This window comes from Photobacterium sp. DA100, assembly GCF_029223585.1.
In the GTDB taxonomy this organism is placed as follows: Bacteria; Pseudomonadota; Gammaproteobacteria; order Enterobacterales; family Vibrionaceae; genus Photobacterium.
On the sequence record NZ_CP119424.1, the window covers coordinates 1,409,169 to 1,432,174 of the forward strand.

18 protein-coding genes are annotated in these 23,006 nt (G+C 49.4%); 14 read left to right on the top strand and 4 right to left on the bottom strand.

Features of this window, described 5'->3' with window-relative positions; all coding sequences use genetic code 11:
- The first annotated feature begins 65 nt into the window (after positions 1-65).
- The 4 genes from PTW35_RS24140 (at position 66) to PTW35_RS24155 (ending at position 5,197) form a co-directional block, all read left to right on the top strand.
- A complete protein-coding gene (locus PTW35_RS24140; protein WP_281027798.1) occupies positions 66-2,774 on the top strand; it encodes a cation-transporting P-type ATPase in 2,709 nt (902 codons plus the stop codon).
- Between the two features lie 183 nt (positions 2,775-2,957).
- Positions 2,958-3,356, top strand: coding sequence for a hypothetical protein (locus PTW35_RS24145; RefSeq protein WP_281027799.1), 399 nt, complete (start codon positions 2,958-2,960; stop codon positions 3,354-3,356).
- Positions 3,357-3,404: 48 nt separating this feature from the next.
- Positions 3,405-3,896 (top strand): copper chaperone PCu(A)C, encoded by a 492-nt coding sequence (locus tag PTW35_RS24150; RefSeq protein ID WP_281027800.1) that lies wholly within the window; start codon positions 3,405-3,407, stop codon positions 3,894-3,896.
- Positions 3,897-4,207: 311 nt separating this feature from the next.
- On the top strand, positions 4,208-5,197 hold the full coding sequence (locus tag PTW35_RS24155) for a calcium/sodium antiporter (RefSeq protein WP_281027801.1): 990 nt from the start codon (positions 4,208-4,210) through the stop codon (positions 5,195-5,197).
- A 164-nt stretch (positions 5,198-5,361) separates the two neighbouring features.
- On the opposite strand, the gene PTW35_RS24160 is transcribed toward PTW35_RS24155, so the two are convergent.
- From PTW35_RS24160 to PTW35_RS24170, 3 genes are all read right to left on the bottom strand, one after another.
- On the bottom strand, positions 5,362-7,128 hold the full coding sequence (locus tag PTW35_RS24160; protein WP_281027802.1) for a sodium:solute symporter family protein: 1,767 nt from the start codon (positions 7,126-7,128) through the stop codon (positions 5,362-5,364).
- Between the two features lie 116 nt (positions 7,129-7,244).
- A complete protein-coding gene (locus PTW35_RS24165) occupies positions 7,245-9,473 on the bottom strand; it encodes an exopolygalacturonate lyase (protein WP_281027803.1) in 2,229 nt (742 codons plus the stop codon).
- Between the two features lie 13 nt (positions 9,474-9,486).
- Positions 9,487-10,182 (bottom strand): oligogalacturonate-specific porin KdgM family protein, encoded by a 696-nt coding sequence (locus PTW35_RS24170; RefSeq protein WP_281027804.1) that lies wholly within the window; start codon positions 10,180-10,182, stop codon positions 9,487-9,489.
- 373 nt (positions 10,183-10,555) lie between these two features.
- Here PTW35_RS24170 and PTW35_RS24175 point away from each other — a divergent pair, with 373 nt between their 5' ends.
- The 7 genes from PTW35_RS24175 to PTW35_RS24205 all read left to right on the top strand — a co-directional run bounded on the left by PTW35_RS24175 (position 10,556) and on the right by PTW35_RS24205 (position 20,134).
- Entirely contained in the window at positions 10,556-11,458 is a 903-nt protein-coding gene (locus tag PTW35_RS24175; protein WP_281027805.1) for a LysR family transcriptional regulator, read from the top strand.
- A gap of 140 nt (positions 11,459-11,598) precedes the next feature.
- Positions 11,599-12,777, top strand: a complete 1,179-nt coding sequence (locus PTW35_RS24180; protein WP_281027806.1) for an efflux RND transporter periplasmic adaptor subunit — start codon at positions 11,599-11,601, stop codon at positions 12,775-12,777.
- Between the two features lie 9 nt (positions 12,778-12,786).
- Positions 12,787-15,876, top strand: coding sequence for an efflux RND transporter permease subunit (locus tag PTW35_RS24185; RefSeq protein ID WP_281027807.1), 3,090 nt, complete (start codon positions 12,787-12,789; stop codon positions 15,874-15,876).
- The gene (locus tag PTW35_RS24190) at positions 15,863-17,317 is read left to right on the top strand and encodes an efflux transporter outer membrane subunit (RefSeq protein ID WP_281027808.1); all 1,455 of its coding nucleotides are present in this window, start codon (positions 15,863-15,865) and stop codon (positions 17,315-17,317) included. Before PTW35_RS24185 ends, PTW35_RS24190 begins: the two co-directional genes overlap by 14 nt.
- A gap of 206 nt (positions 17,318-17,523) precedes the next feature.
- The gene (locus PTW35_RS24195; RefSeq protein ID WP_281027809.1) at positions 17,524-18,273 is read left to right on the top strand and encodes an MBL fold metallo-hydrolase; all 750 of its coding nucleotides are present in this window, start codon (positions 17,524-17,526) and stop codon (positions 18,271-18,273) included.
- Positions 18,274-18,346: 73 nt separating this feature from the next.
- Entirely contained in the window at positions 18,347-18,901 is a 555-nt protein-coding gene (locus PTW35_RS24200) for a sigma-70 family RNA polymerase sigma factor (protein WP_281027810.1), read from the top strand.
- Positions 18,902-19,546: 645 nt separating this feature from the next.
- On the top strand, positions 19,547-20,134 hold the full coding sequence (locus PTW35_RS24205) for a hypothetical protein (RefSeq protein WP_281027811.1): 588 nt from the start codon (positions 19,547-19,549) through the stop codon (positions 20,132-20,134).
- 79 nt (positions 20,135-20,213) lie between these two features.
- Here PTW35_RS24205 and PTW35_RS24210 read toward each other — a convergent pair whose 3' ends face one another.
- Positions 20,214-20,804, bottom strand: coding sequence for an AAA family ATPase (locus tag PTW35_RS24210; RefSeq protein ID WP_044621845.1), 591 nt, complete (start codon positions 20,802-20,804; stop codon positions 20,214-20,216).
- A 320-nt stretch (positions 20,805-21,124) separates the two neighbouring features.
- Here PTW35_RS24210 and PTW35_RS24215 point away from each other — a divergent pair, with 320 nt between their 5' ends.
- The 3 genes from PTW35_RS24215 to PTW35_RS24225 all read left to right on the top strand — a co-directional run bounded on the left by PTW35_RS24215 (position 21,125) and on the right by PTW35_RS24225 (position 22,986).
- Complete coding sequence (locus PTW35_RS24215; protein WP_281027812.1) at positions 21,125-22,132, top strand: permease; 1,008 nt, start codon at positions 21,125-21,127, stop codon at positions 22,130-22,132.
- Positions 22,133-22,164: 32 nt separating this feature from the next.
- Positions 22,165-22,401, top strand: coding sequence for a thioredoxin family protein (locus PTW35_RS24220; protein WP_082008453.1), 237 nt, complete (start codon positions 22,165-22,167; stop codon positions 22,399-22,401).
- A 183-nt stretch (positions 22,402-22,584) separates the two neighbouring features.
- Entirely contained in the window at positions 22,585-22,986 is a 402-nt protein-coding gene (locus PTW35_RS24225; protein WP_281027813.1) for a cupin domain-containing protein, read from the top strand.
- Positions 22,987-23,006 lie beyond the last annotated feature (20 nt).

The window sequence follows — 23,006 nt, forward strand, 5'->3', positions numbered from 1 at the left end:
CACAACCTAGACCAGTTTGCCTAATAATCAATAAACGACGATTTTAGGCCGCTGGATATGTTGCCATGTACGAGCCCCCGACCCCTTGGCACCATTGCTCTGTACAGCAAACCTTCAAGGCTGTGGACAGTCGGCCGGAGGGCCTGAGCGCCGAAGAAGCCAAACAGCGTCTGCACCAGCAGGGCCCCAATAAGTTACCAGACCCACAAAAGCGTTCATTTATCACCCGCTTTATTAGCCAGTTCAACAACCTACTCATCTATGTCTTGCTCGTTGTCATGGTGATAACCGGGCTTCTTGGCCATTGGCTCGATACCGGCGTCATTGCCGGGGTCGTGCTGATCAATGCCATTATTGGCTTCATACAGGAAGGTCGGGCAGAGGAGGCGCTGAAGGCCATCCGCAGCATGCTATCACCCAATGCCGAGGTCATCCGAGGCGGTCGTCAACAAACCATTGCCGTCGAAAACCTGGTTATTGGCGATGTTGTACTACTTCAGCCCGGCGATCGGATCCCGGCCGATTTAAGGCTATGCCGCGCTAAAGGGTTGCAGGTATCCGAGGCCATTTTGACCGGCGAGTCTGTTGCCGTTGATAAGCAAAGTGATCCGGTCGTATGCCAAACCGAACTAGCCTGTCGCAGCTCCATGGCCTACTCCGGCACACTGGTCACCCATGGCCTGGGCACCGGTATCGTTGTGGCAACGGGCATTAATACTGAATTAGGGCAAATCAGTGAACTGGTCTCGAAAGTGGCACCGACAGATACCCCTTTGCTTAAGCAGGTAGCTAGCTTCGGCCGCTGGCTAACAGCACTGATCCTGATCTTGGCAACGGCCACTTTTTCATTTGGAGTCTTGATCCGTGACTACCCTAGCACCAACATGTTTCTTGCTGCGGTCAGTCTGGCCGTCGCGGCGATCCCCGAAGGACTGCCAGCCATCATGACCATCACACTGGCGATCGGGGTCGAGAGAATGGCCCGGCGCCAAGCCGTGATCCGCCGACTTCCAGCCGTTGAAACCCTGGGCTCGGTCACGGTGATCTGCACCGACAAAACCGGTACGCTCACCCGCAATGAAATGACCGTCCGCACCATAGTCACCGCTGACAACCAATACACTCTGAGCGGCACCGGTTATAACCCACATGGCTTTCTGATGCTCAGCGGACAGGAAATTCTCCCCGCCCCGGACTCGCCCATCACCCAAGCAATCCGTGCCGCGGTGCTATGTAATGACTCAACCCTGAGTCACAAAGGGCAGGAATGGCAGATCCATGGAGATCCTATGGAAGGAGCACTGCTTGTGGCAGGCGCTAAACTCGGTCTTGATGCTGAAAATGAAAACCGCAATTATCCCCGCACCGACTTGATCCCCTTTGAATCAGAGCATCGGTTTATGGCGACGCTGCACCACAGCCATGAAGGACAGGCCTTTATTTTCCTCAAAGGGGCACCGGAGCAAATCATAGAAATGTGCCACCAGCAAATGACCGATGCAGGACCGACCCACATTCAACCTGACTACTGGTTAGGCATGATCGAACAACAAGCCCATGACGGCCAACGACTGTTGGCCATCGCTTACAGCCCAACGCGTTATGATCAGGTTGAACTGCATTTTGATGATATCGGCAAACAATTTAGCATGCTGGGTCTATTTGGCCTTATCGACCCCCCGCGAGAAGAAGCCATCGAAGCCGTTCAGGCGTGCAAGGAGGCTGGCATTCGAGTAAAAATGATCACCGGCGATCACGCCCTGACGGCGCGGGCTATCGCATTGCAACTGGGCATTATCAACACCGACGAAGCCCTGACAGGCCAACAGATGGACAAACTCAGTGAAGAAGCACTGTTTGAGCTTGCTGATCGCATTGACATTTATGCCCGAGTTAACCCAGAGCACAAAATGCGCCTCATCAATACGTTGCAGCAGCATAACCACATCGTGGCCATGACAGGCGATGGCGTTAATGACGCCCCAGCCCTGAAGCGCTCCGATATTGGTACGGCAATGGGACAAAACGGTACCGAAGCGGCGAAAGAAGCGTCCGAGATGGTATTGGCCGATGACAACTTCGCCACCATCACGGCAGCTGTCGAAGAGGGACGCGCGGTGTATGACAACTTGCAAAAAGCCATTCTGTTTATATTGCCAACCAATGGCGGAGAAGCCCTGATCATACTTACTGCCGTCTTGCTGGGCTTCCAGCAGTTACCCCTCACCCCAGTCCAGATCCTTTGGGTGAATATGATAACGGCCGTTACACTGGCGCTATCACTTGCTTTTGAGCCCAAAGAAAAAGGGATCATGCAGCGTCCTCCCCGTCCGACGAACCATCCCCTGTTAAACAACCACCTGATTTGGCGGATAGGTTTTGTGTCGGTGATCATAATGGGCGGTACACTTGGGCTATTCCAGTGGGAACTGGGGCATAACCCCAGCATTGAACGCGCACGCACCATCGCGGTGAACACCCTCGTCATGTTCGAGATTTTCTACCTGTTTAATTCGCGCTATATCCTTGAGCCCATTTTCAGCCGCCAGGCCATTGTGGGCAATTACTATGTCTTGCTGGCCATCGCGCTTTTATGCCTTTTCCAGCTTACTTTTACCTACCTGCCAGTCATGCAGGTACTTTTCGGCACTAGTGCTATTGAGGTTATGGCATGGCCAAGGATCATCATCATCGCCTCAAGTGTCTTCGTACTTGTGGAAGCCGAAAAAGCCATCATGAGGCGGCTTCGAGGAAAGTCGACATCAAATACATAACGTACCTCCGACCGACACAAAGTTGCTAGCTTGATCTCAAAAGCACTACAAAACATTAACAAGTAAAGTTACATCCTCGCAGTTGCTTGTTACTATCCGATCATTGTCTAGCCAGTGCACATATTCATGCCGTTCACTTTCCCGCCATGTAAACCATTCATAAACAGCAGAAAGTTGATATGCTTGCTGGCAGTTACTGCACTCCTGACCTCGTCCCTGCTCTCTTCCGTAGCCGTTCTCAATCCTCGTTTGTTTGTTAAGGAAAAAGGCTGGTTAACCGGCGAAAAAGTCCTTGTTTGTACTTCTGCCGGCTTACGCTGGGTGTCTGTACAGTCTCTTGAGCAAAGCGATCATCACCACGATGATGAGCATCCACGTTTCAATACCCACTGTCCGGTCTTCAAGCTGTATGATAACAATCCCCAGCAGCTAGAAGGGGACTACAAGCTTGTCCGTCAACTCCAATTTATCGGCTACCTTGGCGATTATCTATCGCTGTATACCCCTACCTCTCAACGGCTATTCCTCCTGGCTCCCAAGCATTCTCCACCATTACCATTTGTCTCACTTTTTCATTTCTAACAATCAGCTATCTACATTTTCGTGGCATCACGCCACCCGGAGAACGTAATGAAAACAATAAAAAGCATTCTATTAGGAAGCCTCTTCGCACTTACTAGCACGGTTAATGCGCATGACTACAAGGTCGGCGAGCTACACATTGAGCACCCTTGGTCAAAACAAGTTCCACCAACTTCGCAAGTCGCCGCGGCGTTTTTCAATGTGGTCAGCCACAGTGACAAGGGCGATGAACTGCTCAGCGCGACGTCTCCCATCGCAGGCAAAACCGAGCTGCATGCCCATCTCCACGAAAACGGTATGATGAAAATGCGCGAGGTTGAGAAAATTGATATTCCCGCCCATGGTTCACAGGCTCTGAAGCCAGGTGGCTACCACATTATGTTTTTTAAGCTCAACGAAGTGCCTAAGCTTGGCGAGAAGTTTCCTTTGACCCTCACCTTCAAACACGCCGGGACGATTGACCTTGAGGTCACGGTTGAGGAAGCGACTTATGTACCTGAAGGCATGAAAGAAGAAAAAATGGACCACAGCCAGCATTAACTAGGCAGACGGGTGCAGGCTAAGCGTACGGCCTGCCCCCGCTGCAGCTGTTACTAAATCTTACATTTCTCTCCCCATACATCCCTAGCTTGAGCCCATCCGCCGCGTATAATACGCCCCAGTTTGAGGGAGTAGCTATTTTGCCCGCGGGGCAAAAGGTTATGTCAACATATTTGGCCACATGCCATGGCATATCCAGCTACCGATATATTTTTGGTAGCCCAGCGAGACTCGGACAATCACGCACCAACTGCGAGGGCCAGGTGTGGGATTGTTCGTGTTTTGATTAGCCCTCGCCCATAGAATACTCAATGAACGCTTTTCTCGTCGCTCTTGTTGCCTTGGCTCTTGGATTTGTCTTGTTGTCCCTCAGTGCCGATAGACTTATCGCCTCCTCCGCAACGCTTGCCAAGCTCAGTAATGTCTCAATAGTCTTTATCGGCATGACGGTGGTTGCCTTTGGGACCTCAGCCCCGGAACTGTTAGTCTCGGCTACCGCGGCCATCAATGGTGCTGGCGAGCTTTCAATTGGAAACGGGCTAGGCTCGAACATCATCAATATTGGCCTGGTGCTATCAATCTGCATTCTATTCAAGCCACTAACTGTCCATCCGCGCTTTATCCGCCGTGAGTTCCCTATTCTGACCATTGCGATGACGATGTCGGGTTTACTGATGGTAAACGGACAGTTAACAATACGCGACGGCCTTATTCTGATTGTTGGGCTCGTGGCTTATTGCTTCTATCTGGCCCAGTCCGTAAAGCACGGCCATTCAGAGCCCGAAGAGTTGGATTTTCTCAATATTTCGAAACCACGTGCGGCTGCTGAAACCCTCATCATGCTCGTGGTCTTGCTCGCGTCGTCCAAGCTGATGGTGTGGGGGGCGGTTGAGCTGGCCGTCATTGCTGGAATTAGCGAGCTAACAATTGGCCTGACAGTTATTGCCTTTGGCACCAGCCTGCCTGAACTGGCCGCAGCCCTGGCGGGCGTGAGAAGAGGCATGCATGACATCGCCTTTGCCACTGTCATCGGCTCCAACATCTTCAACCTGTTGGGCGTCATAGCCTTCCCTGCTCTTTTGGGTAATGGCTTGCAACTGCCGGAGCAAATACTAAGCCGTGACTTGCCAGCCATGGCACTGCTCACCGCCGTTGTCGGAATGATGTTTTTGGCGGCGCTGGCCCGCCAGCGTTATGCTGGCGCCACGGCATACAGTTACGAGGTCAGCAGGGCCGGCGGTGGCGTGCTCCTGATAATCTTCGGCAGCTACATGTGGTCTCTCGCCAGCTCGTTGGCCTAATTACCCCCACAGGGTTACCCCTGTTACCCCGCGCAAATACGTTGATAAAACAAAGCCGCCTAAAAAGGCGGCTTTTCTCTTGCGGATACCGGTAAACAGCAACAATATACCGGTAAGTTGATTGAGCTATTCGCTCTGTTGATAGCACGCTATCAGCAATAACATCACTGCGGGCTAGGTGCCGTCACTTTTTCTTCCTCTAACCGGGCGCTTTTCTTCAAACCAAAACCAACAGCAAACACCGCGGCCGCACAGGCCAAGAACAACATCCGCCCCCAAAGCGGGTTAGGGATAAGAACCATCAACGTTAAGCCGGAAGCCATATATATTACTAGCTTGCCAAGTTTTGCCCGTTGCATACGGTCTACAATGTCTTGCCCTTCTTCAGCGACACACGGGGTGTCCACATCGTTGAAGAACTCGAGCGTTGTTACTTTATGGATATCCTGCTCTTCTTTATAAAACAGGGTCGATAGGCAGAAGAAACCGGCCGTAAAGAACAGGTGCGCAGCAATAGTGATCATGGTCCGAAGCTCACCGGCCTCGCGACGGGTGATCTCTTCAATGCCAAACCAACTTGCCACATAATCCGGGGTGAAGATCTTAACAACCGACCAAGAGACCAGCATCCCGAAGACAACCGTTGCCCAAGGCGCCCACTTAGGGGTTTTACGGATAATGATGCCGAGGAATAACGGTACCAGAATTGGAGACTGCAGCAATGTCGCCACCTGCATCATTAGATCGAACAGGCTTAGGTGTTTCAGCGAGTTGAAGAACTGGGCCATCATGATGACCAAGATACCATTGACCAGGCAGGCAACCTGACCCGCCCTTAGCAGTTCTCGGTCTGACGCCTGCCCCTTACGGACAACATTCGAGTAAAAGCTGCGGACAAAAATACCTGAGTTTCTATTTAGGGCGGAGTCCATTGAGGACATGGTCGCCGCAAACAAACCCGCCATCAATAAACCGACGGTACCGAGTGGCATGGTTTCGCGAGCAAATACCAGATATACCGCATCACTTGCCTTTGCCCCCAGTTCCGAGTACTGCGTTGCCGCATCCGGATAAAGGATCGCCGATGCCCAAGGCGGGATAAACCAGATAATCGCACCAAAGATCATCATCGCCAACGCCATCACTGCGGCCTTGCTAGCATTCTTAGAATCTTTGGCATTCAAAAAGCGATATGACTCCTGCATGTTGTTAATACTTTGCAGCTGCTTCACGATGAAGAAAATGAAAGTACATACCAACAGCAGCGGGTAATTCATGTCCGGCCCCATGACGAAACCGCCAGGGAAGTTCTCAATAATCTCGCCAGGGCCACCGACCACATAAAGCGCGACGGCGGCACAAGCGATAGAGATCACGGCAACAACCAAGGTTTGGATAAAGTCGGAGGCAACTACCCCCCAGGCGCCACTGAGCAGGGAAATAGCCAGTACAGCAAGCCCCGTTACCCAAATTGTCGTGACAATATCCGCATTAAAAACTGCCGAAGCAAAAACGCCGAGGCCATTTAGCCAGACCCCTGCGTTGATCACACTGAGGGGAATAATCACCCAGGTAAAGAATTGCTCGTTGGTGTTGCCGAAACGGCGCCGGACCCCTTCCGTTGGCGTATCAACACGCATCTGGCGGAAGCGTCGGGCAAAATAGTAATAGGCAAATACATAAGCAACCATATTACCGATAAAAACAGCCAATACCGCAAAGCCGTCATTAAAGGCTTTACCTGCCGCCCCGGTAAAAGTCCAAGCCGAGAACTGGGTCATGAAGGCAGTGGCCCCCACCATCCACCACAGCATCTTGCCGCCCCCGCGGAAGTAGTCACTGGTACTGTTGCTTGCCATCTTTTTAAATAACAGGCTGATAGCAATCATTAATGCAAAATAGCCCGCGATGACGATGTAATCGTATTCCATAATTAAACCTCTAAATCCAATTTAGACAAGGTACTCATAAAAGGGAAAGCCTAACGCGTTGTTTCCTGTACGGGATAAAAATAAAAAAGCTCCGAAGAGCTTTTTTATTCAATCAATTACTGCAAAAGCTCTTTCAACTTCAGCGCTTCCTGCTTACCAGGGATCGCCTGCTGCAAGTCAATCACAGACGCCTGTTTTAGCGGTGTAACAAACTGCTTCTCTTTTTCTTTGCCCTCTTCAGACAATGTCTTGTTACCAAGAATTAAGAAGTTGCCAGAAGCATGGGCGCTATTTATGACATCATCATATTTACTTGTAACATGAAAGCGGAAAGAGGCGTTGTTGGTAAAGGTGCCTTGTTCAACATCACCTGAATATGGGCTCTGACGGAACAAGTAGTTAAAGCGCTTATTGTCGATGGCAACATTGTCGCTCAGCACCAAAGCTCCTGGGTTGAAGTTATCAGTAAACCCATCCATATTGTTGTTGAACGATAGGCTGTTTTTCACCACGTGAGGAACAGGGATGCCTTCACCACCCAGCTTGAAACCATTACCGATAGTGCCGCCTTTATTATCAACCTCTAACGTACGGCCGTTATTAAAAGCGATTGAGTCAATGATGGTCACCGCGCCGTTTGCACCGTCTTCAACCTTGTTGAAGAGATCCCAGCCATCATCAATATTGTGATGGGAAATACAGCGGATGAAAGTGTTTCCATCCCCGACCCGCATCTTCGCGGCAAAGCCGTCGGCATTGATTTGAGAAGGATCCATATTGTTATAGCTTTCGCTATCTATCACCGTATTATGGCTAGCCCATAGTGCTCGGCCGATATTTTCCGGAGAGGTAATCTGGAAGCCGGTATCAGGTGCACTGTGGGTCACCATTTTCTCGAACGTATTGTGACTTCCGTGAACAATGAACTGAGCGTGCGCCACCTCGATATTCTGATAATGCCAATAGTTGGCATCATGATGGAACTCAGAGACAAAGCGTACTTTCTCACCCATCGCGCGAAGCGTTTTCGGCTGCTCCGCAGTACCACTGGCCGTAACCGGTACGGTGATACCTTGATAGTCACCATCTTTGAGCAAGATAGTGCCGCCAGCCGGTAACACAGCCATCGCCGTTGCCAAATCGTAAGGGTGGTCAGCAGAACCACCCCCTTCAGAACTGCCATTAGGGGCAGCATATAGCTCCATGGCGTTTGCGGCTGGGGTAAACTCCACGTTATACGAAAGCGACTGAGGCTCTTGCTCTGGTCCTTCTACCGCCGTAAATACCACGTCCACGGCATTTTCCGTCTCATCAAGATCTATGAGGTGGTGGAAAAGCTCACCGGCGGCAACCAACTGCTTAGTAACAACCTTGCCGTTGTGCTTAAGTTCAAAGGCTCCGGTATAGTTCGCCCGAGCCTGCACAGGGTATGCCTTAACGAGGGAGCGCGGTGAAGAGGCCTCCTGCACGATAAGGTTTACTTGCTTGGCTTCATACAGCGGGGCATCCTGCGTATCGGCTTCTGAAACATCCAAGTTCACATTGCTAACTCGCATTTTCGCATTGCGAGAGGCAAAAAAACCAACATATTGCGAGTCAGGGTTCTGCACTTCTACAATGTTCGCATTCGCACCTTTCACTTCCTGGGTAATGACTTCATCACCATATTGGTAGCTGACCGTGAACCCTTCATCAGTTCGAGTCAATGTCATGCGATAGCTTTCTGACTCGCCATAAGTGACGCCATCAACATAATCGACACGACTCAATCGGTTTCCGGCCGTTCCCCACGGCTGATACACACCTTCCCGGTAAGAGGCGTTAACATTGGTCATACCGTCATTGGTACGGGTATGAGACCGAAGCAGGTTCATGACCATATTGGACGAAGAGGGAAACTCCTCATGGCCTTCCGGCTGAGGAACCAGACGCTCGGCACCTAAGATATCTCGTACCATCAGACCGGCACCTTCCTGACGGTTTGGTGTCGCGCCCGTTTCAGGTCCAAGCTGCTCCAGCACAACGTCAGCACTTAGTGTAAAATTCAAGTCCGTTGGCAGCTCGGTATAGTAAAACGTCAAACCCTCATGTGAGTTTGCCAACTTACCGCCGCGGCTTTCGATGGTAAACTCCGGCTGGACTTGACCTGGCTGAACCTTCTTGCCATCGGCAGTTACCTGGTTAACCCCGACTTTTTCAGGCAGGATCGTCGAACCAAAATTCATATCTGTCGACTGGCCGAAGGTAATTGCTTTCCAAGTCAGCTCATCAACATTAATATCAGCCGCATAGATAGAAGGAGCAAATAAAGTACCGAATAATAAAGATAATGTTGTCTTTTTCATTTTAAGCACCTAATTAAAAATTGTACTTCATACCAAAGCGGTAACGAATTGCGTAATCATCTTTATAGCCATCACCGTCTTTATCAAATGTTAAAGCACCGACTTCTACAAATGGAATCCATCCGCTTGATAGCAATGAATATTCTCCGAAGAAATTAATTAGGTGATCGCGGTCTTTATCTTTCCAGCCACCTTTTCCTGACTCTAAGTCTTTATATTCAAGATCTACACCGACTTTACCCCAAGACAGTTTATAATCTGTTACGAGGTTAAGCTGATGGTAGCCAGAATCATCCCCAGAGACCGGGCGGTCCCAACCGTAACGATAGCGCAGTGACGCCCCCCAATCATCGGTGATTTTAGTGATCCCGCGGATATCGAATTTATGAACAGTCTTCGTGCTCGATACGTCAGCAGCATAAGCAGGTTGAAGAGTAAAATTGTTATTAATTTTATAGGCATAACTTACACCAACTTCATGGCCGCCACTTTTCATTTTACGGACGAATTCATCGTCGTCATGACGCCACTTTGCTTCGACAGATACACCAATACCATTGTCAAACCGGTGAGAGACACTGATGCGATCTCTATGTTTATCACCGTCTCGGTCTGGCATATATTCATGTCTAAGGTTAATCGTTGTCGCAAAAGCCGACGTAGAAGATAAAACAGCAATTAGGGATAGAGATAACAGTTTCAGTTTCATTTTTTGAAATACCGTTTTGTTTTATGATGAATTCCATTTCAATATACAAAAATAAAAACAAAATAAAACAAGAAGCGATCTGAAATGTGATCTGTGAAACGGTGTTTCAATTATTATTTTTAAAACTATGACACTTGATGCAAATAAACATACAGGCTTAGATCACGCTTTTGTGAGGGCAGTTTAATGCCATGGAAGTATTTATCCGCCATTACTCAACAAGGACAACAATTATTATTTATTGAATAAATTTAATAAAGTAGGACATCATTGAATGTATCAGCTTGATATTTTTTATGATGCATATCATTTCCGTGCATGGAACTGGCATTTACACTGTAAAGACAATGATTAATGTTGATAAGCGACTTTTATGCGCCTGGATGATCTAAAACTGTTTACCACCGTTGTTGAGCTGGGCAGCTTCTCTGCGGCAGCCAATGCGCTCGACCTCCCCCGCGCCAATGTCAGCCGCCGAATTGGCGAATTAGAAAAGCACCTCAATGCACAGCTATTCTTCAGAACCACACGCAAACTTCGTCTGACACAACACGGTGAAGTGCTCTACCATGAGCTATTGCAAGTGGTTCAGGGAATCGAGAAAGCGCAAGAGGCGATGTATCAGCTAGATAGCAAACCAGCAGGAAAGGTGAAAATCGGGGCGCTGCCAGACAGTGATGAGCTACTTCAGCCTATCCTCAATCAGTTTCAGCTACAGTATCCCGATATCGAGCTAGATGTTCGCTTCAGCACCAATGGCTACCGGGATCTGTATGAACAAGGACTTGATTTAAGTTTCCATGTCGGCCCACTCCAAGATTCAAGTCTGGTTGCGAGACACATCACTTCTATCAATCGTTTCCTTCTCGCTAGCCCCGACTATATTACACAATACGGAGCACCAGAGAGCATCAATGATCTCGCTCAGCACCGCTGTATTTGCTACCGCTGGTCTGACGGTAGAATTGAAGACACTTGGCGTTTTACAGACTCAACCCTCAAAGTCAAACCTATACTCAGCAGCAATAGTACCGGCTATATCCGCCGCTCGATGATTGCCGGACAAGGGATCAGTTTCCTTCCCCTGCTGTTAGCAATCAATGCAATGGAGTCAGGCGAACTCATTAGAATCCTCCCTGACTGCCAATCCCAGTCAGAGGATGTATGGCTGATCTACCCAGACAGAATGGGCGTAAGCCAAGCAACACGAGCACTTATCAACCACCTGCTGGAGCATTTGCCTAAAATTTTTGATTGTCGCAAAACTCAAGACTAAATAGCGGTAGGTTTGGTGATTATCAACCCAAGTCTTCGTTTTATTGTCACGAAAATCGTGACAGTGTTTCGCATTGCAGCCTAATTATCCTTTCCGATTCAAAGCTTAAAATAACACTGTTTTTTTGAGTGGAATGAATTATGAAAACAATAAGCTCCTATGCTATGGCTCCAATTGCCATACTTGTGCTTAGTGGCTGCAGTGATACGACACCTGCAGTCGCTGAAAAATCTCCCCGTCCGGTGCAGGTCATCGAACTGGGTAGCCAGCATCAATTCAATACCCGCCAGTTCTCAGGCGTATTGGAAGCTATAGATACTGCCAACCTCGCTTTCAAAGTTCCGGGAACCATCACTGAGGTAATGGTTAAAACAGGGGAAAGAGTCAAACAGGGACAAGTCATCGCAAGGCTTGATCCTCACGACTACCAGGTTGCTGTTTTAGAGCTAGAGGCCCGTCTGGAAGAAGCAAAAGCCGCAAAAGCACTCGCCGCCATTGAACTCAGAAGAGTAAAGCAAGCCGCCCGCGATAATGCTATTGCCGAGGTCAATCTTGATCGCGCACAATCTGGCTACAACCGCAGCCAAGCCATGGTCAAAGTGGTAGAGCAAAACCTACAAAAAGCCCAAGATGCCCTCGCCTACACCGAGCTCACCGCTCCTTTTGATGGCGTAGTTGGCAAACGCTTCAGCGAACAATTCGAACAAGCCGCCCCCGGCTTTCCCGTCTTTACGCTTCATCAGCCAAACCACCTACAGGCTGTTATCGATGTACCGGAGAGCCTAATTAGCCGATTCAAGGACCAACCAACCGGAGCCGTCTCGTGGTACGGCAGCCATGAAGCAATCAAAGCCTCACTCAAAGAGGTTAACACGCTACCGGATCCGATCAAGCAAACCTACCAGATCACCTACCAGCTGGATCAAAGTGCACTGACAATGAAAGATGCAGCGCTTCCCGGCAAGGCTATTCAGTTAACGGTGGCGTTCGAACAAGGTGCAGGGCAGTATTGCATTCCCTACTCGGCCATTAGACAAAGCGGCGAGTTACATTCGGTTTTCACTATCGACAATGGTACAACGCGGCCTAAATCCGTCACTATCGAATCACTCCAGGCCAATCAAGCTTGTGTCAGCGGCAACCTTGCTCCCGGCGATAAAATTATCACCGCCGGCGTCCATTACCTCGAGCCGGGCCAAGCAGTCGGTAAAATTCTCACCACCGCGTTGGTTCAACCGCAGCGCGTGAGCAAAGAGGTCTTTGTTGCTTCAGCACCAACCTCAACCGCACCAGGCAAATCAACCGCCAAAACCCTATAGGTGACAACGATGAATCTTGCAGAATTTGCAATTCGACAGCGCACCTTTATCGTTTTCTTCAGTGTGTTGTGCGTCATTGCTGGTATTACTTCTTACTTCAAGCTGGGTAAGCTTGAGGATCCCACATTTACGGTCAAAAGCGCCGTTGTTGTCACCCTCTACCCAGGCGCTTCCGCGCAGGAGGTCGAGGCGCAAGTCACAGACAAGATCGAGACCCGATTACAAGAGATGGAATCGTTGTGGAAACTTCGCTCTCTGTCTCGTCCCGGCAGCTCGATGATCTTTGTCGATCTCCAGGAGTCCACCAGCTCAAAGGAACTGCCTCAGCAATGGGACCTGCTCCGCCGCAAGATCAACGACGTTAAGCTCGAGCTGCCGGCAACGGCTCAAATCAGCATTGTGCAGGATGAGTTTTCGGAAGTGTACGGCATGTTGTTTGCGATAACCGGCGAAGGCATTGAGCCCAGCGAGCTGCGTCTCTATGCCAAGGAGCTACAGCGCCGCCTAAAAGCAGTTGAAGGCATCAAGAAAATTGAGCTGCATGGGGTACGCAACCAAGTCGTTAATATCGACTTACCCGATGAACGTTTGGCTGATTATGGCCTTTCTTCGGCGCAAGTCATCAATCAGTTGGCCAGCCAGAACATGATCTATGATGCGGGTCAGTTCAAAGCTGGGATCGAACGTATTCGGGTTGATCAAGGCAGTGAATTTACCAGCCTGGATGATATTAGGAACCTGATGATCAAAGGCGGTGTGGGGGACTTGGGAACCGGCTTGATCCGCCTTGGTGATATCGCCACTGTCTCTATGGGCTACCAGACGCCAGCTCTGTCTGAAAGCCGCTTCAACGGCATTGATGCAATCACGCTGGCAGTCAGCCCGAACTCTGGCATCAATGTGGTCTCTCTGGGTGATCAGCTCAATCAGGTTATCGCCGAGTATCAGCAGACCCTGCCGCTGGGTATCGACATTAATACCGTCGCTTTCCAGCCGGAAGAAGTACAAAAGTCGATCAACAACTTCGTGTCCAACTTGATCGAGAGTGTCTTGATTGTCGTCGTGATCCTGTGGTTATTCATGGGCCTGAAAAGCGCCCTGATAGTCGGTAGCAGCCTAATGCTGACTATCTTGCTGACCCTGGTTTACATGAAGATAGAGGCCATTGATCTACAGCGCGTATCTTTGGGCACCTTTATTCTTGCGCTAGGTATGCTGGTTGATAACGCCATTGTTGTCACCGATATGATCATTTCCAAGATCAACAAAGGTATTGACCGACTAAAAGCGGCCAAAGAAACCATCCAGGAAACAGCCGTTCCGCTCCTAGCAGCCACCATTATTGCTGTCATGGGGGCGAGTCCGGTGATGTTTTCCACAACCGACGCGGCTGAATTTGCCGGTTCGGTATTCTGGGTCATGTGCGCGTCACTGCTTCTATCGTGGCTGATTGCCATGACGATTACCCCGTTAATGTGTTGGGCCTGGTTCAAGCCGAAGCAGACACCAGCCTCCCAAGGCAAAGAGCCGCAGGCAAACAAGCCGTCGCTGTACCGCAAAGCCGTCCACTACACGGTCCGCCACCCACTCAAAGGCCTCAGTGTATTGATCCCGCTTCTTGGTATTACCGCCTTTGTCGTGCCTCATATTTCGGTCAACTTCATACCAACCTCAGACCGCGCTATGGTATTTCTCGATTACTGGCTACCGAATGGTGCACAGATAGAGCAAACATCGGCCGATATGGTTCGTATTGAGGACTGGCTGCGTGAGCAACCAGAAGTCAAAGATTTCACTACTTTTGTTGGCGCAAGTGCACCAAGGTTCTCCGTTACCGTTGAACCAGAGCCATATGACCCAAGCTATGGTCAGATCCTGATCAATACCCATGACTACAGCGGCATCGAGGCGCTGGAACGTCGAGGTGACCAATGGCTAGAAGAGCAGTTTCCTCATGCCGAGCCTAGGTTCCGGGCACTGAAACTCGCGACCAAAGACAAATTCAGTATTGAGGCCAGGTTTATCGGTCCCGATCCCGAGGTACTGCACGCACTGTCAAAACAGGCCCAAGACATAATGCGAGCCCATCCGAATACCAAGTATGTCCGTGACGACTGGCGTCAGAAAAGCAAAGTCATCGTCCCGCAGCTTAACCAGGAGCAAGCGCGTCGTGCAGGCATCAACCGTACTGATATCGCCCTTGCTATTCAGCGGGCAACTAACGGCGTAACTCTGGCACGCCTTCACCAAGGTGATGAGTTAATCCCCATCAACATCCGCAGTGCCGATGCCGATATTAATTCGCTGGAGACTCTACCTGTACGATCGCTGATGGGATTGCACTCTGTTCCATTGGGTCAAGTTGTCGATAAATTCGAACTCAAGGATGAAGAAAGCATGATATGGCGGCGAAACCGCGTACCCGCTATCACCGTTCAGGCCGCGGTTGACGGTATGACAGCCTCAGATGTCCGTAAGCAACTCGCCGCGGATATTGAAGCTATCGAATTGCCTGACGGCTACCGATTTGAGTGGGGGGGCGAATATTACGACGAAGACAGGGCTATCACAGATACCTTCAACCAACTGCCTAAAGCACTGCTTATCATGGTGATCATCCTTGTAGCCCTGTTCAACGGCTTCAAGCAGCCTGTCATCATTCTAACAACCGTGCCTCTTGCCGCCACCGGAGCGAGCTGGTTCCTGTTGATTGCCGATAAACCATTCGGCTTCATGGCCTTGATCGGCGCCATCGCCCTATCGGGGATGATCATCAAAAACGGGATTGTACTGATGGACCAGATCGAACTGGAAAGAAAAAATGGAAAAGGTCTGGAGGATGCCATCGAGGAAGCCACTTTAAACCGCACCATGGCGATTTCAATGGGTGCGCTAACCACTGCTCTGGGGATGATCCCGTTGCTGTCAGACCGCTTGTTTGACCAGATGGCGGCCACCATCATCGGCGGCTTGGCGGCAGCGACCGTACTTTCTCTGTTTGTGATGCCGGCTCTATACCGTTTGTTTTACCGGGCTGACTTAAAGCACACAACCGACAACGCAGGGCATGATGAGGAGCTGACTCATGAAAAAGCTTAATTTAACTGTATTGACAGCCGCACTGATCCTGACCGGTTGTGCCTCGGCACCAAACTACGAACAACCGCGCAGTACGCTCGCTGACACCTACTTAAATCGAGCGGTTTCGGGGGTAAATAGCGGGCAAAGCCTCACAGGACAGCAGACCAACGCCCATTGGTGGTCCCAATTTAATGACCCAACATTGAATGAACTCATTCGTGATGCCCAAAACCAAAATATCCCACTGAAAGTGGCTTCGGAGCGGATCAGATCCGCCCAAGCCTTCAACCAGATCGTCGAGTCATTCAAAGTGCCGACCGTCGGCCTTGGTGCAGGCTATACCTCGTATGGCATCAGTGAAAACGACCCACTGCTCGGTGCAGCTGTATCTTCCAATAACCCATTGGGTACGGCCATCATAGACAGTGATCAAAGCGCCTTTCATGCCGGTATGACCATCGCCTGGGAGCTGGACTTATTCGGCCGAATCGACAGCCAAGCAAAAGCGGCCTCCATTCGTGCCGAGCAGGCAGAGATCATGCGCCAGGGACTGACAACTCTGATCACCAGCGATGTACTCCACAACTACCTCCAGTTTCGTGGGGCCCAGGAGCGTAAGGCAATCGCCCTTGAATTGGTCAAGGATCAACAACAAACGCTGGCATTAGTCGAAAAAATTCACCACAGTGGCTATGGCTCCCAGCTCGATGTCGCCCGGGCCAAAGCAATGCTGGCAGCAACCAGGGCGGTGATCCCACAGTTGGAAACCGCGGAAAATGCCCACCAGCAACGTTTGGCTATTTTACTCGGTGAATCTCCTCGTCATATGCAGGAAAGGCTTGCCGTCAACTCGCCATTACCTTCCTTCAATGGATTAATCCCGACAGGCCTGCCTTCAGATCTATTGCACAGAAGGCCAGATCTCCGAATCGCAGAACGGGAAATGGCCGCACAAAATGCCGAGTTAGCTGCGGCTGTTGCCAATCAATACCCGAAGTTTTACCTGACCGGGACACCGGGTGTGCTTGCGGGGGATTTTGATGATCTGTTCGACAGCGACTCAGCAACGTGGCTCGCCAGTGTCGGGGTCAGCTGGAACCTGTTCGACGGCGGCCGTACCGATGCCATGATCAAGCTTCAAGAGTCACGCTTTGAAGCCAGCGCACTCACATACCAGCATGCGGTCAACAGCGCTATCGGGGAGGTGGAGACCTTGCTCAATGGCTACGGTAACAGCCAGCAGTATCAGTCTTTGTTGCTTGAGGCCGAAGCAGAAACTGAGGAAGCCGTAGGCAAAGCGCTATCACTCTACCAGGCAGGCCTTATCGACTACCTGTCGGTACTGGATGCCCAGCGCCAGCAACATGCAATGCGCGACCGCGTAGTGGCAGCCCGGCTGCAGACTGCCAATATGGTCGTCGGGTTAAACAAAGCCCTAGGAGGTGATTGGGAAATTTAAATCCTTGCCCAACGTGACTCTCGCTGACCACTCATATATTTCACGTTGGGCCTTTTTCTTCTTCAACGATTTCACCGCGCTCGTTCCTTCATGCTTCTCATCTCAGCTTCCATGCGATTCCCTGCTTGATTGGTCTGATGAGTTGTTAAATAATGTTTTTATTGAGGAAAGATAGAACTGCCTTTCATCCATATAGGGATATCCAGATGAAACTGCACCAGATAGATGGCTACATCCAATCGATATATCTCGTTGAATACCGTTATGGCTTGCTGTTGTTAGATGGCTGCTGCCGAGCTGATATTCCAATTTTACTCGACTTCATTCGCGAACACCTCAAACGCCCAGTCAGGGATCTCAAGCTGGTTGTTGTCACCCACATGCATCCCGATCACGCCGGTGCGGCGCATCGTCTTCGCAAATTGACAGGATGCAGCATTGCCGCCGCCAATGTCCCCGGCCAGTGGTACCAGGGCATCGATGGCATACTGATGCATTGGACCGACTTGCTGCTGGCAGGTTGGGTCGCCAAGCGAATGAAAAAGCCCCGCTGTAATTTGTGGTATAACGCCAAACTAAAGCCAGATTACCTGCTTGACGACCAAGAACTGGTGCCAGGCTTCCCCGAGTGGCGGGCACTATCAACTCAAGGCCATACCGACCGGGACTTATCGCTATACCACCAAAACTCCGGCAAGGTTTATGTCGCCGATCTAATGGTAAAAGTGAAAGGACGCTATATTCCTCCCTTCCCGGTTTTCTACCCCAATCGCTACCGCCAATCAGTCAATAAGATCGTCGCATTATCACCCTGCACCCTGCTGCTCGCCCATGGCGGTGAAATCTGCCCGAGCCAGGATGATTTCCAGCACCTTCTCGACAAGGCACCAACTACACCGACAACTCACTGGCGTTCGGTTAAAACAAAATTCAAACGTGCTTTTTCTGCAACATGAGTTGCCAACAATGCCAATCCAATTACGATACACTCGTTTCGTCAATAATCACTAAGCGGAACAGAGCATTACGATGAGCCAAAACAGCCACAACGCCCGGCCTTGCTTGATGGATGCCTGGGCGCAATATGCCCGGCCCCTCGCCCTCTGGCTAACCACCCAAACGAACGATGCCGAATTGACCGATGATTTGCTACAAGAGGTATTCATTCGGGCAATGGTCAAAGACTATGCGTTTTGCAACATCAGCAACCCCCGGGCTTGGCTCTACCGTGTGGCAAACAATTTGCTCATTGACCACAGACGGAAAAAACATCCCTTGCCATTAGAACAGGATATTGAGCAAGAAAATGACCCGCAAGCGGTTGTCGATACCCTCACCCAGTGCCTAAACCGAGTCCTGTCCGAGCTCCCGCAGCCAGATAGCCACGTTTTGAAAGCTTGTGACATCAAGGGGATGACTCAACAAGCCTATGCCAACCAACAAGGTTTGACCCTACCTGCCGTAAAATCACGCCTGCTACGGGCGCGCAACAAACTGAAGCAGCAGTTGATATTATCTTGCCAAGTAAAGCTCGATGCTAACCAGCAAGTGTGCTGTTTTACGCCCCGCAGAGAAAAGTCATGATAGAAAATTTTATTATTATCCCAGATCTAATAACTGTTTTTGAGGCACATTTTTATCTCAGTTTCATTCTCTAAAAAATACAGAAGCAAATAATAAAATTAATGTAAGCAAACATTACCAAAACATGAAAAAATAATGAAACATTATAGATAACAGGTTTATGATTTCCTCTTATTGATTGCTTTAAATACAAAACAAGATAAAGCCAAAAAAGGATTACACAGAATAAAAGCAAGGTCAGTTAAAATTGATAACCGCGTTAAGAGTCACTTCAGACTTTAATAATTACCACCTCTGCGATCAGTTTATAACAATCGATGTTGTTATTTGATACCTGTCACTGTTTTCCTGCCATTTTATTGTAGTTTTTAAATTGTCAACCGCCTCAAAAAAGGATTAACCGTGGAATTGGCAAGGCCAAAAAAAAATCATTGTATTACAATAAATTAACACACAAAACACAATGATAACCAAAGACTACTAATACCGGAACACGGGGCATGGAAACACTTAAGGCGTCATTTTTCCATTAACTACACATAGTGCGAAGCCAATTATAGCTTTTTTGAAAGCAAGATTTAGTTAGATGACCGGTATATGTATGCCTTAACAATTTGGCCTAAAAAATGCAAAGTAGGTGTAAACATGAAAAAGGTTATTTCGTATTTTTTCACTATAGCAATGTTATTGATAAACTCTGAGGCTATAGCTTCAAGTGTTTTATTCGAGCTACCGTTAGGGGTTGAACTTGGGAAAACAACCAATTCGGAGTTGGAACAGAATGGAGTATGTAAAAAGCAAGTCAAAATAAAGCAAACAAATGCCTTCAACTGCGAAAAGTTTGAATTTTTAGGTGGCGCAGTCGAAATTGACTGCTCAAGCAACCAAATCGCGGAAAGTATGTGGATTGAAATGATACCAGAGAACTGGTCCAGCCTCGGACTGCGTATGTACAGAGACAAAGAGGAGGGAATCGCTCTTAATGATTTGCTCAAAATACTGGAAGCAGAGAACGTTGAAGACTTAGCGGTGAAGGAGACATACAAACATACCCACGCAGGGCAGTTAGCTATGCATAATCACCTCATTACGTTTAACATTGGTAATTATCATTACGGGGTGCTTCACGAGTATAAAACCATTGAAAAGGCGCAAGAAAATGCATCAGTGGCACCAGAAATTTTATCTATAAATGAAGGTATTGGTGCTATTTCCGTAGTAGCGGCTTATTAAGCCATTCAAATACTGTTATCAAAGGGTCGCAGGGGCGGCCCTGGTATACCGTAAGCCCCCCATAACACAGCGGTTATAACTACCCCCTCTGATACTGATTTATCACGTTTTCTATCGTCATGATCCCGAACATGATCTTCCGAATAAAGGACTCTGAGCTCCCAACAAAGTAGAAATGGGGATGCCTGGACCAGACTTTCTGAAGTTTTTTATCTAATTGCGCAGCTTGTTGAGACGACTCGTTTCGTACCGGGTTATTGCTACTGATATCATGTCCGGAGGCTCCGGCGGATTCAAAAAAGATCACAGCATCGTAGCGGGCGATTTCATCTTCAAAAGTAGAATTTACCTCGCTAAAAAATTCACTTTCGCTACCAGGCCAGTAAGCCAAACCATCAAGCGAGCCGCGATCACACACCAGCAACCTGTCCGGAAACTGTGCTTTATGGATCTCCTCGACATTCTTTTGCAGTTGAAAAATCGTTTTCTGTACCAATTTAAGCACTTGCTCATCTTCTGAGCGTGTTATGCCGCCAGAGAAAAGTACCGTCGCCGCCTCGGGTACAACAGCTATCTTATGGCCCAGCTCTCTGCGGAAAAGATCCAACGCAGTGGTTTTTCCGCCTCCGGGGCCTCCGGTTACCACAACTTGCAACTGCTTTTTTTTCATTCGCTTTGGCTCGCAGGGTTTATTTATCAGCTTAGTCAAAAAAATGCTTTTTCCGAAAGCCAAGCGGAGCGCTCATGACATCCCCCAAGCAGCCTGTCATGAATAACTGATACCCACACATGACATCTAAAACCTCGTACAGTAAGCGGCAGCTTAATTAAGTAAACACCGAAAAAAGTTGAAAAAGCCGATTTTGGGGGGTTGCCCCACCCCTTACGCTCGTCTAGGGGGCTTTTTCAACTTTTTTGCTCTTCATTAAGAATCCTTTTCATACCTCATTCGTCTTTATCTGTAGTTAGTCTATTTGATAAGGACAAAGTATGTTCCAAGTTTTCACGGATTTCGCCTCGTGGGCGGTTTACTCGGTCTTTGGGTTACCCCCCGATACCCAATTAGCGGGAGCTCTGCATTTTTTCATTGAGGATACCCTCAAGATATTTACCCTCTTGCTGTTTATGATTTACGTCATTGCTTTGGTTCGTGCATCATTGAATGTTGAAAGGGTCAGGGACTATTTGGCCGGCAAACACCGCGCGCTGGGTTACATGATGGGGGCATTGTTTGGTGCGATCACCCCATTCTGTTCATGCTCGAGCATTCCCGTATTTCTGGGCTTCACCTCGGCAGGGATCCCGCTCGGGATCACGATGGCGTTCCTCATTACTTCCCCACTGATTAATGAAGTGGCCGTACTTTTGCTCATGAGCCTACTTGGCTGGAAATTTACCTTTGTTTATATTGCGCTTGGCATGTCAGTAGGGATATTGGGCGGGATATTTCTTGACGCCATCAAAGCTGAGCGCTGGCTCCAGCCCTTTGCCGCCAATGCCATGAAACAAGGCAAAGACCACATTAAGCAAAGACACAATGCCACCGGCACTCCAACCCATTCGACGTCTTTGACCCTGGCTGAACGGCACGGCTTTGCCAAAGAGGAGGTCGCTACTATTTTTGCCAGGGTCTGGAAGTGGGTGATCATCGGTGTCGGCCTTGGAGCAGCCCTACACGGCTTTGTGCCTGAAGGCTGGATAGAGGCTTATCTTGGGGCTGGCCAATGGTGGTCTGTACCTGCTGCCGTATTACTTGGCATCCCGCTCTATTCGAACGCGACCGGGGTCATTCCTGTCATGGAGAGCCTGATCACCAACGGACTTCCCATTGGTACCACGCTCGCATTTTGTATGAGCACGGTCGCGGCCAGCTTTCCTGAATTCATTTTACTCAAGCAAGTCATGCAGTGGCGTTTGCTCGCCACGCTTTTCGCGCTCTTGTTGGTTGCATTTACCCTCATCGGATGGGTATTTAATGCCACCTTCCCCGTTCTTTAATAGCAATTGTCTCTGATATAAGGATCAAAATGATGAAAAACGTAAAAGTACTCGGCTCGGGCTGTAAGAACTGCAAAGTCACCGCCGAGCTCATTCAGGATGTGTTCCAGCAGCAAGGTATCGACTTTGAGTTGGTTAAAGTCGAAGACATGGCCCAGATCATGGCCTATGGCGTGATGTCGACACCAGCCGTGGTCATCGATGATGAAGTTGTGCATAAAGGGAGTGTGCCAAAACGAGAGCACATTGAAGCTTGGCTAACGAACTAAACCGCGGCCCTTCAATGGCAAAATAGCCAATCCGGAGTGATGCAGGGGAATAGTTCAGCCCGCTGTCGCTTTCCCCTGCACACACCGGAACTATGACATTGACCGAAAATCGGCCCAATACTGGCAATAACCTCTCCGCCATGTTCTACCCTTATGGCTACAAGTTGTTAAACGGAGCTAGCCATGAAGCCAAGGATGTTATTTCCCCTCTCTCTCGTTTTGACCAGCCTATCGCTCTTTGCCGCGTCCTCTCACGATCTGGTCAAGACCACCACCAGTTGGGATGGCCAGCCCCTGCCCTCTGTTCAGTTCAATCAACCAGAAATCACCATCAAAGAGATCACCATTGAGCCCGGAGAGAAACTCCCATGGCATCAACACCCGGTAATCAATACCGGGATCTTACTGACCGGCCAGCTCACGGTGCACACCCAGGATAAGAAAATCACCATAAGCGCTGGTGATCCCCTGGTGGAAGTGATGAATACCTCACACTATGGCGAGAATACCGGAAGCGAGCCGGCCAAAGTCATTGTGTTTTATCTTGCCGAGAAAGGCAGCAAGCTCACCGTATTGGATAACTAGACATTGCATCACAGGTGTCG